Origin of the sequence: Streptomyces sp. NPDC002896, from assembly GCF_040295225.1 — a bacterium.
Classification (GTDB): Bacteria; Actinomycetota; Actinomycetes; order Streptomycetales; family Streptomycetaceae; genus Streptomyces.
This window is the reverse complement of the sequence record NZ_JBEOVA010000019.1, coordinates 138836-155663: the sequence shown is the minus strand read 5'-3', so window position 1 is coordinate 155663 and position 16828 is coordinate 138836. Positions and strand designations below refer to the sequence as shown.

General features: G+C 68.8%; 9 protein-coding genes. 6 read left to right on the top strand and 3 right to left on the bottom strand.

The annotated features are described in order from the left end of the window. The first annotated feature begins 181 nt into the window (after positions 1-181). The 3 genes from ABT009_RS30660 (at position 182) to ABT009_RS30650 (ending at position 2780) form a co-directional block, all read left to right on the top strand. Positions 182-640 (top strand): ATP-binding protein, encoded by a 459-nt coding sequence (locus tag ABT009_RS30660; protein ID WP_351302088.1) that lies wholly within the window; start codon positions 182-184, stop codon positions 638-640. A gap of 239 nt (positions 641-879) precedes the next feature. Next, on the top strand, positions 880-2115 hold the full coding sequence (locus ABT009_RS30655; protein ID WP_351302085.1) for an AAA family ATPase: 1236 nt from the start codon (positions 880-882) through the stop codon (positions 2113-2115). Positions 2116-2165: 50 nt separating this feature from the next. Further along, complete coding sequence (locus tag ABT009_RS30650; RefSeq protein ID WP_351302083.1) at positions 2166-2780, top strand: hypothetical protein; 615 nt, start codon at positions 2166-2168, stop codon at positions 2778-2780. A 92-nt stretch (positions 2781-2872) separates the two neighbouring features. Here the strand turns inward: ABT009_RS30650 and ABT009_RS30645 are convergent, their stop codons facing one another. Both ABT009_RS30645 and ABT009_RS30640 read right to left on the bottom strand, forming a co-directional pair. Beyond that, positions 2873-3277, bottom strand: a complete 405-nt coding sequence (locus ABT009_RS30645) for a hypothetical protein (RefSeq protein WP_351302080.1) — start codon at positions 3275-3277, stop codon at positions 2873-2875. Further along, complete coding sequence (locus ABT009_RS30640) at positions 3274-5319, bottom strand: AbeC-like domain-containing protein (RefSeq protein ID WP_351302077.1); 2046 nt, start codon at positions 5317-5319, stop codon at positions 3274-3276. Before ABT009_RS30640 ends, ABT009_RS30645 begins: the two co-directional genes overlap by 4 nt. A gap of 53 nt (positions 5320-5372) precedes the next feature. Here ABT009_RS30640 and ABT009_RS30635 point away from each other — a divergent pair, with 53 nt between their 5' ends. Beyond that, entirely contained in the window at positions 5373-12290 is a 6918-nt protein-coding gene (locus ABT009_RS30635; RefSeq protein WP_351302074.1) for a DEAD/DEAH box helicase family protein, read from the top strand. Beyond that, positions 12287-14533 carry a UvrD-helicase domain-containing protein gene (locus tag ABT009_RS30630; RefSeq protein ID WP_351302071.1) on the top strand — a complete coding sequence of 749 codons (2247 nt, stop codon included), beginning with the start codon at positions 12287-12289 and terminating at the stop codon, positions 14531-14533. The genes ABT009_RS30635 and ABT009_RS30630 overlap by 4 nt, the downstream gene beginning before the upstream one ends. Before the next feature lie 34 nt (positions 14534-14567). Here the strand turns inward: ABT009_RS30630 and ABT009_RS30625 are convergent, their stop codons facing one another. After that, entirely contained in the window at positions 14568-15512 is a 945-nt protein-coding gene (locus ABT009_RS30625) for a serine/threonine-protein kinase (RefSeq protein WP_351302068.1), read from the bottom strand. 828 nt (positions 15513-16340) lie between these two features. Here ABT009_RS30625 and ABT009_RS30620 point away from each other — a divergent pair. Further along, a complete protein-coding gene (locus ABT009_RS30620) occupies positions 16341-16778 on the top strand; it encodes a hypothetical protein (protein ID WP_351302065.1) in 438 nt (145 codons plus the stop codon). The last annotated feature ends 50 nt before the right edge of the window (positions 16779-16828 follow it).

Genomic DNA, 16828 nt, shown 5'->3' with positions numbered 1-16828 from the left:
GTACCTGTCCCTGCCCTCGGTCCCGCTTCCCCCACACCGCGTACCCCCGCCCACCAGCCCGTACAAAGTGCGTCCGTACAAGCCACCCCCCTAGTGACGGGCCACTCCCAAGCACAACGCTGACCCCATGCACAACCCCCGAAGCCAAGCCCAAGTCTCAGCCTCAGACCCCGAATTCGCGATGGCCTTCACCTCCACACCCCGCGGTGCGCGGCTCGCCCGGCTCCTCGTCTCCCGCTGCCTGGACTCCTGGGGCCACTCCTACGACGGCACGGTCAACGAGACGCTGTCGCTCATCGCCGCAGAGCTCTGTTCCAACGCCGTACGGCACGGGCGCGTACCTGGCAGGGATTTCCACGTCCGCCTCACCGCCGAGCCGGACGGCAAGCGCCTGCGCCTCGAGGTCTCCGACACCCGCACAGAGCGCCGGCCGGCCCTCGCACACCACACGCACCCCGACGCCGAGTCCGAGTCCGGCCGCGGCCTCCTCCTCGTAGCCGCCCTGGCCGACGACTGGGGCGTCACCGACCGCCTCCCCGGCCCCGGCAAGACCGTATGGGCAGTGGTGAACGCCGAGCTCTCCCGTCGGAGCGCGTCCGTGGAGTGGGCGACCCAGCAACCGCCGCCGCGGACACGCTGATCGATTCTGCCGGACAAGGAACAAGGCACCACGGAGAATGATTCAGCCCGCTCATCCCATGCTCAGGAAACGCGATGTCAGTGATTCGGTCTACGCTGCTCCGCATGCAACTCCTAGCCACAACGGTCTCCTTTCTCATCGGCTCCCCGGGCGATGCCCGAGCAGAACGGGCAGCAGTGGCGGCAGCCCTCTTCGCACACTGACCTTCGCCGCAATCGCTCACCCGATAGGTTCATCCCATGCCCGGCCGCCTCCTCGAACTGCACGTCGAGAACTTCCGCAGTCTTCGCGACGTCACCGTCCCCCTCGGCCCTCTAACCGTGCTGGTCGGACCGAATGGAGTCGGCAAGTCCAACGTGCTGAAAGTCTTCGACTTCCTCGCCGACATCATCCGCACTGATCTCCAGCCCGCGCTGGACACACGCGGCGGGTTCGATGAGGTCGCGTTCTGGGGTGGTTCCAAGCCGCCGACGTCCATGCGGATCCAGCTCAAGGCCACCTGGACCAGCAATGCCACCCGCAATGCCCCGGACGAATACAGCCTCACCATCCGGCGCCGGTCGCTACCGTCCCACCGGGGCGGAAATCGGGACGCGTACAGCCTCTCCCGGGAGGAGAGCTTCCAATTCAAGCGGACCCAGGGGCGCGGACGACGCATCACGATCTCCGGTGAGCAGGCTCGGGTGGTCGACAGACGCGCAGGCAAGGAGAAGGACAGCGGCAGTTTTGGCATCCGGCGGCTGAGCAGTGGCCTGTCCACACTGCCCCGGCTGGGGCCCTCGGATGGCGGCGACGAAGTCACCCGGGTCGCCGACCGGCTCTCCACCTTCCGGGTGTTCGACGTCGATGTCGCTGCGGCAAGGCTGCCGACGCGCCTGCGTGGGTCGGACTTCGTCACCCTTTCACCCCACGCCGAGAACCTGGCCGCTTTCCTCATCCACCTCAGCGCCCAGGACGACGTCTGGGAGAGCCTCGTCGCGGACGCCCGCACCGTGCTGCCCCAACTGGAGAACATCGAGTTCGAAGAGGCCGGCGGCTCCACCGACCAGCTGACCGTGGTGCTGCGCGAACACGGCCTGCGACGCCTCACCCCGCTCGCCGACGCCTCGTACGGAACGGTCAGGCTGCTGGGCCTGCTCGCGCTCCTCTACGACCCCAACCCGCCGGCGTTCACCTGTATCGAGGAGATCGATCACGGCCTGCACCCGCAAGCACTGGAACTCGTCGTCCAGCGGCTCCGGGAGGCGTCGGAGCGGACCCAGTTCATCGTCGCCACGCACTCACCCGCACTCGTGAACCGGCTCCGCCCCGAAGAGTTCGTCGTCTGCGACCGTGACGAATACGGGGCGTCGATCATCCCCGCCCTGTCAGTTGATGAGGTCGAGCAGATCGTCGAGGAGTCGGGCGACCAACCTCTCGGTGAGCTGTGGTTCTCCGGCGTGCTCGGGGGCGACCTCACCGGGGGTGAGCTTTGAGCGCGAGGGGGCGGGGCGGCAATGGCAGAGCGCTGGCTTCGCAGCGTGGTGTGATCGTCCTCGCCGGGGAGGACCAGAACGACTGCGAGATCCTCGCTGCCCTGATACGCGCCCACCGGCCCGATCTCACCGACGCCGCGAAGCTCGTCCGAATCAACGATCCCGTGCGCCTGAGGAAGAAGTCCGGCGCCGACCTCTCCGCCGCTGTGAAGGTCCTCGTCGGGAAGGCTCGTGCCAAGGCCCTCCAGCAACGGACGACGCTGCACGGCATAGTCGTCCACGAGGATCTGGACGGATTCACGAACAACCGATACGACGCGGTACGCAAGACCGTCGCAGCCGAACTTGCACGCCAAAGCGGCTCGTTCGAGTCTGTCTTCGCCCTCGCCGCGTGGGAGTCCGAGGCATGGCTCCTGCTCTTCCCTGAAGCGTTTGCGCTTGTGCGGCCCCGATGGGAAGTCCCTACTACGTTGCGTGGTCGCGACACGGGGCGAATCGAAAAGCCGAAGGACAAGCTCAAGCACGGGCTCGGCACCCCGGCGTTCCGGGAGAGCGACGGACCGTTGATCGCCCGAGCGGCCCTGGACCACGGGCTACTCACAGCCCCAAAGGGCTCCAACCGCTCATACGACCACTTCCTCGAGGACCTCTCCGAGTGGGTCTGAGCGGTGGGCGCCCCGTCAGAGATGTGCAGGGCGACGGCAACCGGTGGTCGGACCGACGGATGACGGCCACCGCCCGACGCCCCACCCAGTCATCAGCCGATGGCCGTGTCCAGCACCGAAAGGGCCGAAGTGATCAGCGAGGCGACCCCCGGGGCACCCCCGCACAGCGCCGAGAGCTGGCCGAGCATCGTGCGCGCCACGAGACGACCTCCCTCGTCCGTGAGTTGCTGGTCTCGAACCAAGCCGAGCAGGACCCGGCAGCGCTCGGGGTCGGTGACCCGGTCCCGTTCGCGGGCGAGTGCCGCGTCGAGATCCGCGAGGGTCTGCGTCCACCGGGCCGAGACCGCCGCGTCCGACGTGACGTTCACCTGGCTCTGGTGGGAGCCGACAGCTCCCGGCTGGTTCTGGATGTTGCTCGCCGAACCGGTGTTGATCACGCCGGAGTTGGAGAACTGAGGTGTCGGGTCCTGCTCGCCGCGGCGGTTGAAGATCGTCACGAGTCGTCTCCTCCGGAAGGGGGCGTCCTGGTCATCGTGGCTGCCGAATTGCGGGCACCGGGCTGGTTCTGGACGTCACCCATGACGCCTGAGTTGATGACGCCGTCGTTCTGCAGGATGTATGTGGCCTGCTGCAGGAACGCGCTGATGTCGACGTTGTGTTCCTTGAGGAAACCAAGGGCGGCGCGGAAGACGCAGCGCTGCATCCAGTCCACGTGTCTGCGCGCGTCGTCGTACTGGAGCATGTCGTCCATGAAGTGTGAGGAGTAGACCTCGCGCAGGCTCACAGGGCCGCGGCCAGGGTCCGTCGGTGGGCGTCGCGCGCTCAGCGGCGCGCGCAATCGGTTGAGCAGTACGAAGACGTCCAGCAGGGCGTTGAATGCTGTGCGTGCATGCCACTTGGCCCCGCCTCGCTCCGCGGCCTTTACACCGGTACGCAGGGTGGGATGTATCGGATTTATGACCTGCGAGCGGATGATGATGCGCAAGAAATGGTGTTCGTACGCGAAGCTGATGTACAGCGCGGCGACGAGCTCCCCGTCCCAGGACACGATCCGGGTGCACAGCAGTCTCCGGGCTTCCTTCGTCGCCGAGCTGGCACCGTCCGCGCCGGTGCCCAACCGGGCGAGAGTGAGCAGGGAGTCCCATTCGGCCTCGGAGATGTCGCCCCACCGTTCCGCGGAGACCGCGGCGACGTCGAAGACGTCCAGCCTGTTCTCCGGATGATGGGTAGGACGGTGATCGATCAGCTTCCCCAGTTCAGTGGCGACGTGGCGGTGGAGTTCGTCCGGAGTGAAGGCGATGACACCTCGGCCCTGCGTGCTGTGCAGGATCTCGTCGACGCTTCGGAACGCCTGGCGTACGAGTTTCTCCTCCTCCGTCTCGTCCTTCAACGACTCCTGCGTTGCAGCCGACGTGACGTCAATGCCGATGACGACCTCGGACCACAACGTTCCACCGCCCACGAGATGGTGCATGGGCTGGTCGCCACCCCGCATCCGCAGCGTGTACGGGACCACCAGGCCATCGCGCTCGGGCGGTTCACGGCGCAGGACGCGGCGGCGCCGAAGGCCTATCCACCAGCGCCTGTCACGTGCCGGCCGCCGGGCGGCCCAGCGAGCCCGGCGAAATCCGACGTAGGCGTAGAGGCGGTCCACGTAGCAGGCCGCCCAGGCTCCGCCGACGAGAACGGGCAGGACCAAGGCGTAACCCGTCGCCAAGCCTGCAACCGTTGCTACGGCGAATGCCGCCAGAAGCAGAACTCTTCTCAGAATGGTGAGGATTTCGGCTGTCGCGGCACTCTGCAGGACCGGCGTGAGGTGGAAGCCGTGCGGCGGGACCGGGTGCCCCGGGCCGATACGACGACGCACCCAGCGGACGTAGTCGTGGCCGAGGAAGACGGGCCACTGAGTGTCCACCGGGCGGAGATCCTGGATGGCTGCCCTCAAGGCCCGTGCTCGCTTTTTACGGTCACGCCTGGTGAGCAGAATCCACGCAACACGTGGGACGGCGGCTGCGTACACGGAGATCAGGTTTGCCAGCGCCTCGGTATGGTCGTTGCGCAGATAGGAAGCCGCGCAGAGCCAGCGCGTCACGTCGGAGATGTCGGTGGGCAAGGTCCCGCCCGCTTGTTCCGTGGGACGTGGTGCCACGCCCTCGGATTCGCGCCGTTCCGGCGCCATCCCAGGCAGCGGCATGGTGGGTTCTTTGCGTAGGGTGATGCGAAGTCGCTTCGGGGATTGCGATCCCGCCCGGAGACTCTTTGAACGGTCATCGTCAGAGCCTTCAGCGCTCTCCTCGGCGCGTTCGAAGTCCGTGCCCAGCCCCACGGCGTCGCCCCCCAATTTCGATGGTGGGTGCAAGGGTCCTGATCCAAACCGCACCGGAGAAGAGGGCATCACACTCGATGGCACATTTTCGGCCACCGCCAGGTGTCCCGCCCGGGCACGGTTCGCGCCGTTGATCCGGACCCGGCATCCCCGTACCTGACCATGCAGGTGTAGATGTCCCTGGCACGCGTTATTTTTGACGCTCGTCGTCACGTGTTCCGTTACCTGGCGATTGCTAGGAACCGACTCGCCCGAAAGGCCCCGTCGTGAAGCCCACCCTGGCCGCCGCGCAGCTCCGCGGCAGTCTGACGCAGTACCTCACGACGACGTACGCCCTGGCCGACGAGGACACGCGGCTCGCGCTGGAGCGGTTCCTCGGGGATCCGGAGACCGGGATCTTCCGCGGGCCGTACTTGCGGATCAGGACGCCGTTCCACACCGCCGACGACGGGTGGCAGTCGGCGCTGGAGTGGCAGCCGTCGTTCACGCCGTGGCGGCATCAGGCGAAGGCGTGGGAGCGGCTGAGCACGTACAAGGGGGCCGCCGAGCCGACCCTCGTGACGACTGGCACCGGGTCCGGTAAGACCGAGTCGTTCCTCATCCCCGTCCTGGACCACTGCCGACGGCAGAAGGCGCTGGGCAAGCGCGGCGTGAAGGCCGTGCTGCTGTATCCGATGAACGCCCTCGCCACCGACCAGGCCGGGCGTATCGGCGACTATCTCACCCAGCCCGAGCTGGCGCAGGTGACCGCCGGTCTCTACATCGGTGACAAACCGGACACCGACTTCCGGCGCGTGATGACGCGACGCGAGGAGATGCGGCAGTCCCCTCCGGACGTGCTGATCACCAACTACAAGATGCTCGACCTGCTGCTGCAGCGGGCCGAGGACCGGTCGCTGTGGGAGGGCGCCGACGTCGCGTACGTGGTGCTGGACGAGTTCCACACGTACGACGGGGCTCAGGGCACCGATGTGGCGATGCTGCTGCGGCGGCTCGCCGCGGCGGTGGGTGCGTCCCAGGCGGGGCGCCCGCTCGGCTCGATCTGCCCGGTGGCGACGTCGGCGACGCTCGGTGAGGGTGGTGGCGACGCGCGCGGCATCCTCACCGTCGCCGAGCAGGTTTTCGGGGTGCCGTTCGGGCCGGACTCGGTGATCGGGGAGGAACGGCAGAACGCCGACGAGTTCATCGGAGAGGTGGATTACGAACTGCCGGAGCCTCCGAGCCCCAAGGAGGTCATCGAGGTTTCGGGCGGGCCGCGTGTCGAGTCGGATCCCGACCGCCTGGACCTGGACTCGCTCGCGGCGCGGCTCCTGGGGCGGCGCGGCCTCGATGCCTTCCAGATCGGGCGGCTGCTGAAGAAGCACGACTTCACGCACGGTGTGCTCGCTCTGCTGAACGGCGAGCCGCTCGACGAGTGGGGGCTGCGGGACCGTATGGCCCGCTTCGGGTACGCGTGGGCGCGCACCGCGAAGGAGACTCCCCGACTGGCCCTGGAGGCACTGGCCCGGTTCGTGGCGCTGCTGTCTTCGGCGCGCGATCCGGAGTCCGACGAACGAAAGCCTCGTCCGCTGCTGCACATCGAGGCCCATCTCTGGGTACGGCCGGTGGGTCGGGTGCTCAGCGGGGTCGGGTCGCGACCCGAGTTCCGGTGGTACGAGGACGAGCGGGCCGCCGCGCGCAAGACGGCGCTGCTGGCTGCTCCCACCGCCGACGAGTCGTCCGAGAGCAGCGACTGGCCGCTGTCGGACTCACGGCGGCCCGAGGCGGTGCCCGGTTCCGACACCGCGCGCCGTCCTGCGCAGACGCACCTGCCGGCGGTCTACTGCCGTACGTGCGGCCGGTCGGGATGGGCGGCGCTGTCCCCGGAGGCCGATCCGCAGAAGCTGGACATGAGCCCGCTCAAGATCTGGCAGGCTGGCGTCGGGCGCGACAAGCGGCGTCTTCGGTACTTCATCTCGGCCACCCCGGCCGAGGTCCGCGAGGCTCTCGAGGCACTGACGGGCGCGGTCCCGAAGCAGGCCGGCGGGATCGATCCGCACACCGTGGTAGTGCTCGACGGGGCGCAGGGCACCTACCGTATGCCGGTCGCCGAGGACGTTGACGAACTGCAGGACGCCTGGTTCGCGCGGGCCATCCTCGACAAGAAGACCGCCGACAAGGCCGCCAAGGACGACACGTGCCCGGCGTGCAACAGCGAGAACGGCATCCGGTTCCTGGGTACGGCTCTCGCGGCGCTCGCCTCGGCGACGGTGACGCAGCTGTTCACCGGCGGTCAGGAGATCGCACTGGCGCCGGAGGAGCGCAAGACGCTGCTCTTCAACGACTCGACCCAGGATGCCGCCCACCGCGCGGGCTACGTCGCCAACGCCTCGTACAAGTTCTCGCTGCGCTCGCTGCTCGCGCACGAGCTGGCGAACTTCGGCGGGCCGCTCGCGCTCAACGACCTCATCGGCAACGTCCTGGACTCCGTCGACGATCCGCAGGCCCTGGCCGCAGTCGTCCCGCCCGACCTGCACGACGAGGCGGGTGTGGACCGGCTGCTGTCGGGGCGCGGTACTGGGGATGCCCGGACGTGGAAGCTCATCGGGGAGCGCCTCGCGTTCGCGACGGTCATGGAGTTCGGGCTGCGGTCGCGGCTCGGCCGCACTCTGGAGCTGACGCGCACGACGGCAGCCGAGGTGGTGATCGAGGAGCCGGACAAGGTCGTCGCGCTCGCCCGCGACATCCACCTCGCGCTGCCGGGGCAGCTCGGTCTCGGAGGCGGGCTGCCGACGCCCGAGCGCTACATGGCCTATGTGCGCGGCCTGTTGGAGCGGCTGCGGATGCGCGGCGGCGTCCGGCACCGGTGGCTGGAGACGTGGATCAAGGAAGCGGGCGTCAATCAGTACCTCATCTCAGGGCGGCGCCCGGAGGGGATGCCGGCGTTCCCCGAGGGGTATGTGGCGCCGCCCCGGTTCCTGCTGGACGGCGCGAAGGAGAAGAGCAAGTTCGACACCGTCACCGGGCGCGGCAACTGGTACCAGGACTGGACCCGCCGCTGTCTGGGCCTCGACGCGGCCGGAGCGACCGAGTACCTGCGCAGGCTGCTTCCCGTCCTCGCCGACGAGGGTGTGCTCTCGGTGCGTACCGCGAAGGACCGTACGACGCGCGTGTACGGGCTGCAGCCGGGCCACATCCAGGTGCGGATCCTTGAGGACGCCGTCGTCAACAAGGCGTTCGTGTCGTGCGAGGAGTGCGGCTGGCAGCAGGTGGTTCTGCCGGAGCGGCGAACCCGCTGGTACGGACATCCGTGCCCACGCTACCGCTGCACCGGTTTCCTCACGCCGCCTCAGTACGGCATGTCGACGACGGGCGCGGGCAGCGGCGGCTTCGGCGGGAAACTGGAGCGGGACTACACCGGCGATTACTACCGGCGTCTGTATCTGACGGGCGGCACCTACCGGGTCGTGACGGCCGAGCACACCGGCATGCTGACGCGCCCCGAGCGGGAGCGCGTGGAGCGCACGTTCCGCCAGGGCGACCACTACACCGACCCCAATGTCCTGTCCTGCACGCCGACTCTGGAACTCGGCATCGACATCGGCGACTTGTCGGCTGTGTTGCTGGGATCGCTGCCCAACGGTCCCGCGAACTATGTGCAGCGAGCCGGACGCGCGGGGCGGCGGACCGGTAACGCGCTCGTCGTGGCCTTCGGCGGACGGCGCGCCCGCGACCGCTACTACCTCGACGATCCCACCGAGATGATCGCCGGCGACATCGTGCCGCCGGGCTGCTACCTGTCGGCGGTGGAGATCCTGCGCCGCCAGTACACGGCGCACCTCCTGGACCGAGCGGCGCGCGGCGAGCTGACCACGGCCGACGGCGAGGTGCTGATGCCCGTGCCTCGCCTCTCGTCGGCCCTGTTCGGCACGACGGGATGGTGCCAGGACCTGTCCGACGCGGCGCTCACGCACGGAGCGCATCTGGTGGAGGAGTTCCTCGCACTTTTCCCGACGGCAGCGAATGGCGTCGAGGACGACACGGGGGTCTCAGGGCACGCTGCCGACGAGCTTCGCGCCTACGCGACCAGCGGCATCGCACGCGCCCTCCAGGAGGCCGAGGAGGAGTGGACGGCACGCCGCGAGGAGCTGCGCCGCCGGATCGCGGCAATCGACACCGCGATGGACGGGCTGCTCGCCGATGACCGTGAACAGGGCGCTGAGCGGCGGGAGCTGATGGCCGAACGGCGTGCCACGGGCGAGCTGCTGCGCGAGCTCAGCCAGACCAGCGCGCATGGCGCTCTCGTCGAGCTGGGTCTGCTGCCCAACTACAGCCTCACCGACACCATCACCTCTCTGGAAGCGACGCTCTACTGGCGCGAGGCGGTCTCCGACGAGGGCGCGGAGTCCGAGAAGGCGCGCGACGAGTCGCCGGACGGGCGCCGCGAGGCCACGTACCACAGTGAGGTCCGCGACTACGAGCGCTCCCGCAAGCTCGCCCTGACCGAACTCGCCCCCGGCAACAGCTTCTACGTCAACGGCTACCGGCACGTCGTCCGCGCCCTCGACATCGGCAGCCCCGAACGGCGTGCCTGGGCCGTGTGGCGCCTGTGTCCCGCCTGCGGGTACGTCAGGACGCAGGGCGACGTCAGGAACGACACCTCGCCGTGCCCGCGCTGCGGCTCGCGTGAGATCGCCGACGCGGGCTGCGTCCAGTACGTGCTGGAGCCCAAGCGCGTCATGTCCCGCGACAAGCGCGACGACGCCCGGGTGCGCGACGACCGCGACGAACGGGATCGCAGGCGGTACGCCGTCCTCACCACCGTCGACATCGACCCGGCGCACCTGGCCGCCGGCTCCTGGCGCCACGACACCGCCGTCTTCGGCGCCGACTTCACCCGCAAGGCGGTCATCCGTACCCTGAACCTGGGTGTCGACCGGCAGGACGGCAGCAGCACGGTGCCATTGGCCGGGGACGACGTACGCCTCAATCCGTTCTACGTGTGCACCAGTTGCGGTGGCGCGACAGCCGACGGACGGCCGGTCGTCGACCAGACACAGGACGCCCTCAGCGAGTCCCTCGCCCGCTCCACCCGGGCCAGCGCGCACCACCAGCTGTGGTGCCCCCGCAGGCGGCTGCGCGGCAGCAGTGAGGAGCAGGGCGCCGGACAGGACGTTCCGTTGCTGCTGGCACACGAGCTGACGACGGAGGCCGTCCGCATTCTTCTGCCGGCGTCCGTGGCGCGGGCCAAGGAGCGCCTCGCGTCGTTCACCGCGGCGCTGTTCGCGGGAATCGCGGCCCGCTACGGCGGCGACCCGGACCACATCGACATCACGGCGGCGTCCATGCCGGACGGCGAGGACAGGGACTGGCCGCGCCGCTTCCTCGTGGTGTACGACCGGCTGCCTGGCGGCACCGGCTATCTGCACCGCCTCGCGACCGCCGACGGGTTCCGCGAGGTGCTGTTGAAGGCGCGCGAGGTCATCGAGGGGTGCGGCTGCCTGGAGAAGGGCCTGGACGGCTGTCACCGGTGCCTGCTGCGCCGGGTGCCGCCCGGCGACTACGACAAGGTGAGCCGCCAGGAGGTCCGGCAGATGCTGGACGAGCTCCTCGGCGCCGACGGCGAGCGCTGGCGCACCTCGCCGGTGGCCACCACGCAGCACATCCCGATGCACCGCCAGGCCGAGAGCGATCTGGAGGTCATGTTCATAGACACGCTGCGCGAGTGGGCCCAGCTGTCGGAGAGCCGCGCAAGCGGCGACGCATACGTCACCCCTGCCGGCACCCACGCCCTGGATCTGCGCCTGACAGCGGCCGACGGCAAGACGCTGAGCTGGCGTGTCTCGCAGCAGCGCGTCCTCGACGGCACCCGTCCGGACGTCCTGTTCGAGCGGGTCGACGCACCCGGGCCGCGTGTGGCGCTGTACCTGGACGGCTACGAGTTCCACGCAGGCCGCGAGCACAACCGGGTCGCCGGCGATGCGGCCAAGCGGACCCGGCTGCGCGCCGAGGGCCTCAGGGTGTTCCAGCTGACGTACGCCGATGTGAAGGAGTGGCGGCGACGGGTACAGGACACCGGGTATGCAGGTGCGGGCCCGGTCGACCCGGTGTGGGAACCGTACGGGGAGAGCGGGAAGGCGAAGGCGCGCAAGTACTACGACACCGTGCGGCGTGGGCTTCCCGGCGAGCTGGCCGAGACGGTATGGGTCAATCCTGCCGAGCAGCTCATCGAATACCTGCGCCATCCGCACGCGGACCGCTGGCAGTGGCGCGCGGAGGCCGCCCTGGCCGGATTCATGGGCACGGGGGCACGGCCCGCTCCGCTGGCCGTGGACTCGGTGGGCGAGCAAATCACGGCGGCATTGCACGGCCGGACACCCGAGGGGCCACGCGGCCCGGTGCAGGTGTTCACGGCGACGGACGGCTCCAAGCTGCCGCTGGTGTTCACTGCGGACGGCCGCTCGAAGCCGCCGGCGTGGACGGGCATCACCCTCCTTGACGACTCACCCGGCGTGCACGCGCAGGAAGAAGCCCACAAGCGGCGGTGGCGTGCCTGGCTGTACTGGTCCAACGTGCTGCAGTTCCTCGATCACGGGGGCGGCGACAGCGCACAGTTGACGACCGGCCTGCTCGACGGCTTCCTGCCCGAGACGCTGGCCGTTGCCGGGGGCAGCGGAGTACTGGAGTCCGTACGGATAACGCTCGACATCGCGGCCACCGAGGTGGTGGAAGCCGCCGAGCCTTCCGTGCCATCCACGGCGGTCCCGGCACCCGCACCGGTCGCCTCGGCCCCGGAACCCGCCGGGGCCCGCGACTCCGCCTGGGACCAGGTCATCGAATATCTCGACCCGGACGAACCCGGCCTGCGGGCACTCGCCGAAGCCCTCGCCGCGCTCGGCGCCACCCCGCCCGAGGACGGGTACGAGCTCGACGATCACGGCTGGATGGCCGAACTCGCCTGGCCCCACGCCCGCGTCGGCGTCGTCCTCGCTCCGCGCCCCGCCGACGGTGACGACGAGGATCCCGAGTCAGCCGACCGCGACCGTGCATTCGCAGCAGCCGGCTGGCAGGTACGCCCTGCCGTCGCATGGACCGCCGAGGACCTCGCGGACCGCCTCGACGGCGTACAACCATCCGACGACGGCACAAGTCGGGACCTGCAAGACGGCACCGCCATGGACGACGGGGAGACTGAACAGTCGTGACCAGCAAGAACGTAACGCTGCGCCTGCTAGACAAGGCGGACAAGGAGATCCTGAAGCTCCCCCGCCCGGTCAAGGGGGCGATCTACGACTTCCAGCACAAGTTCAAGACCAACCCCGACTCCGCGGGACTGCGCCTCAAACAGCTCCAGGGGCACGACAAGCTGTTCTCGGCGCGCGTCAACGACGAGTACCGTGCCCTGCTGCTGCGCCTCGCGGACGACGACTGGCTGATCGTCTCGGTCAAGCACCGCAAGGACGTGTACGCCCACCTGGACCGCCTCGCGTACTCGGTCAACCGCGTCACCGGCGGCATCGAGTACGTGGACCTCCAAGTCGTCCAGGAGGAGGTGCTCACCCCGCAGCCCGAACCCGCAGAGCCCGTCCGCCCTGCAGAACCGACCGCTCCTGCTCCCCTCTTCGCGCAGTGGACGGAGCAGCAGCTCACCGATCTGGGTGTCGCCCCGTCCCTGGTCCCGGTCATCGCCGCGCTGACCACCGAAGACCAGCTCTTGGGCCTCGTCGAGCACGCACCGCAGCTCACCGGCGAGGTGCTGCTCGCGCTGTACGACGGCAAGGCGTACGACGACGTCCTCGACCAGGTCACGGCTCCTGTTGCAGCCCCTGAGCCGGTCGACACCGAGGACTTCCAGGCTGCAGTCGAGCGTCCCGCCACCATCGTCACCACGACCGACGAGGCACTGCGCGAGGCCCTGGAAGGCGAGGACTTCGGCCGGTGGAAGGTGTTCCTGCACCCCACCCAGGCCAAGCTCGTCTCCCGTGACTACAGCGGCCCCGCGCGTGTGGGCGGCGGGCCCGGCACGGGCAAGACGATCGTGGCACTGCACCGGGTAAAGCACCTGGTCGAGCACCTCCCGACCGGCCACAACAAGCCCGTCCTGCTGACCACGTACAACAAGAACCTCGCGGCGGATCTGCGCTCCCGGCTGATCGCACTCGGCGGCGAGGCACTGCTGGCACGTGTCGAGATCAGCCACGTCGACCAACTGGCCTTGCGGACCGTCCGCGAGGCGGAGCCCGGCAACCGCAAGCGAATCGTCGACGAGGCGCAGGCGGTCCGTGAATGGCGCTCGCTCCTGGACGAACTGGGCGAGGACGGCTGGGACGCGGAGTTCCTGCACGACGAATGGACTCAGGTGATCCTGGGACAGGCCGTCACCTCCCGCACCGACTACTTCAGGGCCCGCCGAGCCGGACGCGGACGCACTGTCAGCCGCGCCGAACGCGCCGAAATCTGGCAGCTTGCTGAGCGATTCACCCAGCGCCTGGACCGGCTCGGGGTGCAGACGTGGGACCAGGTCGCGGAGCGGGCGGCCCAGTTGGAGGGGGAGCGCGCCCGGCGCATCCAGGCGATCGACCAGCAGCGGGAGAATGCGGGCGGCCTCGACAACGTCCACCTGGCCGACGGTTCGGGCGGCTGGCTGCGCTACCGGTACCGGCACATCGTGGTCGACGAAGCCCAGGATCTGCGGCCCGCACACTGGAAGATGCTGCGTGCCATGACCTCGCCGGACCGCAACGACCTCTTCCTGGTCGGTGACACCCACCAGCGCATCTACAAGAACCAGGTGACGCTCGGCAGCCTCGGCATCAACATCCGCGGCCGGGCATCAAAGCTGTCGCTGAGCTACCGCACCACGCGGCAGATCCTGCACTCCGCACTGAACGTGCTCGGCGAGGAGAAGTACGACGACCTCGACGGCAGCACCGAGACACTGGCCGGGTACCGGTCCGTGCTCAGCGGCGCTGTCCCCGATCTGCACGAGCTGAATGACTGGGTGGACGAGCGGGAGGCGATGGCTGCGCTGATCCAGTCCTGGGGGGAGGTCCCTCACGAGCAGATCGCGATCGCCGTGCCGACCAACCAGATGGCGAGCGAAGCCGCTTATACGTTGGCTGAGCACGGCATCAGGGCGCTGGAGATCGGCCCGGACGGGCCCCGCGGCGATAGTGGTGTCCACATCGGCACGATGTTCCGGTTCAAAGGTCTCGAGTACCAGCGCATGATCATCGCAGGGGTGAGCGACGGGCTGGTGCCGCGCGCAGCAGTCCAGCAGCGGCGCACCACGGACCCGGCGCGCTACCGGACAGAGATGCAGCGTGCTCGTTCTCTGCTCTTCGTAGCGGCCACCCGCGCCCGGGACAGCCTGGACATCTTCTGGCACGGGGAGCCGAGTCCGTTCCTCAAGGAACTGATCAAGGTACGGCCGCCGGCTGCGACATGACCGACCCCGGGATCTGTGCCGCGGTTCGCTTCGGCTAACGCGGCATGATGGGCCCCTGAGGAACGAGGAACGGCCGCCGGGGATCCTCCGGCGGCATCCTGCGGACCGCAAGTGCTGGATCAGGGCCCGGCAGATGCGGTGAGAGGGTCGCGTACACCTCGGCTGCACTGCTGGGGCGGTCCTCTGGGCGCTTGGCGAGCAGAGCGTTCAGCAGGTCCTGGAGCGCCGCTGGGGCATCGACACCGTAGTCGCCCAACTGCGGTGGAGACGCGGTGAGATGCTGAGTCACCAGTTGGGCGGGGCCCTGGCTGTCGAAGGGACGATGGCCGGTCAGCATGTGGTGCAGCAGGCATCCCACTGCGTACAGGTCGGTGCGACCGTCCAATGCCTCATCGCCGGCCAGGACTTCGGGCGAGGCATAGGCCAGGTTGCCGAGCGTTTCGCCCGTCATGGTGAGTCGTGGATCGGTGTCTGAGAGCACCTTCACCAGCCCGAAGTCGAGGATCTTCACCAGGCCGTCAGTGCGGACCATGATGTTCTGCGGCTTCAGGTCGCGGTGGACGAGGCCGGCCGCGTGCGCGGCCGACAGCCCTGAGCACAGTTGCGCGGCCGCGGAGACCGCAGCGGACACGGGTAGGCGCCCGTCGTCGGCGCCGTCGATGACGTTATCGAGAGTCGTGCCGTCGACGAGCTGCATCACCAGACAGCAGACGTCCTCGGTTACTGCCGCGTCGTACACGGTGGTGATGTTGGCGTGGTCCAGACGAGCGGCAGCCTTGGCCTCCCTCTCGAACCGCGCGAGGGCGGTGCGCCGCCAGTCGGGAAGAGCAAGAAGATCCGCGGCGACGGTCTTCACCGCGACAGGACGCTCCAGATACACGTCCGTCCCCTGCCAGACGTGCCCCATCGCCCCTTTGCCCAGAATCCGGTCCAGCCGGTACCTGCTGCGCAGAACCTTGCCCGGAGCGAATTGCTCCACGTCCACTTCCCTCTTCGGTGCGCCCAAACCATCGGTCTGTCGGTGCGCGGACCGCCCGGCTGGAGGTCGCCATCGGCAGTCCGTGCGGGACAAGTCAACCAGGGGCGCGTTCGCGACAACGCGCGGGCCGGTACCGCCCACCATGTCAACCTTCAACGTGCGCCAGCCGGCACTCCGCCCTCGTCAGACGGATCAGGATCGCCACAGGAACTTCGCTGTCGCGCAGCAATGCTCTCCTCGACTCGGCGCGGCGCCTGCCTCGCCCGGCTGCTCGCCGCCGAGGAGCTCCGCGCCTGGGAGGCCCAACAGACATCACGGAACGTGCCGAACAGGTCGTCGCCGAACTTGCCCCAACGGCGTTGCAGGGACGCTTACCTCGAAAGCCAGCAGCTCGGGTCGCACTGCGCACGGCGCTCCCACGTCTCAGGACAGCTCCAGCTCCCAGCGGTATCCCTCAGCAGCTTCCTCGTACCGCAGCGGCTCAAGCTCCGCCTGTACCACGTCGGCGTCGCCCGGCGGCTGGGTCAGCGCTGTCCGATGCATGCGGACACTCCAGATCTCCGTGCGCCCGGTTCGGGTGAACACCCGCCTACGGCGTTCGCCGTACCTGCCTCGCGCATGCTTCAAAGTCCAGGTTCCGACAAGCCCTCACCGGGCAGTTCCCCTCCAGAACCGCCCAGATGGAAGCAGGGCGAGGAGCCCTGAAAGCCGGGAAGATCCAGTTGCGCCGATGCAGGGAGGTGGAGGATGGGCCCGGATCCGTCTGCCCGTCAACGGCGGCCCAGGACACCGCTGTGCTCGCGCTGCGGGGGCGACTGGGTACACTCCGTGCCCCGCATCGTCAATGAAGGCCGGATACCGCGCGAGCAGCGGCAAGAAGGCAGCCCCGCGTACTCCCCGCTCGCCGGTCGGCTCGCGCTCGCACCTGAGCCTCCCGGGACACCGGGCATCATGATTGTGGCTGCCGGGACGCTCCCCTGGTTCACCTTCTTCGCACTCTTCGGACCACTCATCTGGCTGGTGTTGGCAGGCGCCGATGTACTCGTGCTTGTGCTGGTCGGCCTGCAGAGACGACGGATCCGTGCACAGATCGACGCAGGCGCAGCCCGCGCGTATCCCCTCTGGAGAGACGCCTGGTACTGCTATCGCTGCGATGTGGTCTGGCGCCGCGACGAGGGAGCAGACGTCATGTCGCCCGCCCGGTTCCAGCAGGAGGTCTGGGCCAGCGGCGGGTACGACGATCTGATGCCTCGTATTCCGCGCTGAGACTCCCGCTCGGGTCGGCGCCGAGCCCGCCACCAGCCGTCCATGAGGGG

What these genes read in the sequence shown, in the direction of transcription:
- ABT009_RS30655 (WP_351302085.1), top strand. Translation starts at nt 880, where the DNA reads ATGCCCGGCCGCCTCCTCGAACTGCACGTCGAGAACTTCCGCAGTCTT.
- ABT009_RS30660 (WP_351302088.1), top strand. Translation starts at nt 182, where the DNA reads ATGGCCTTCACCTCCACACCCCGCGGTGCGCGGCTCGCCCGGCTCCTC.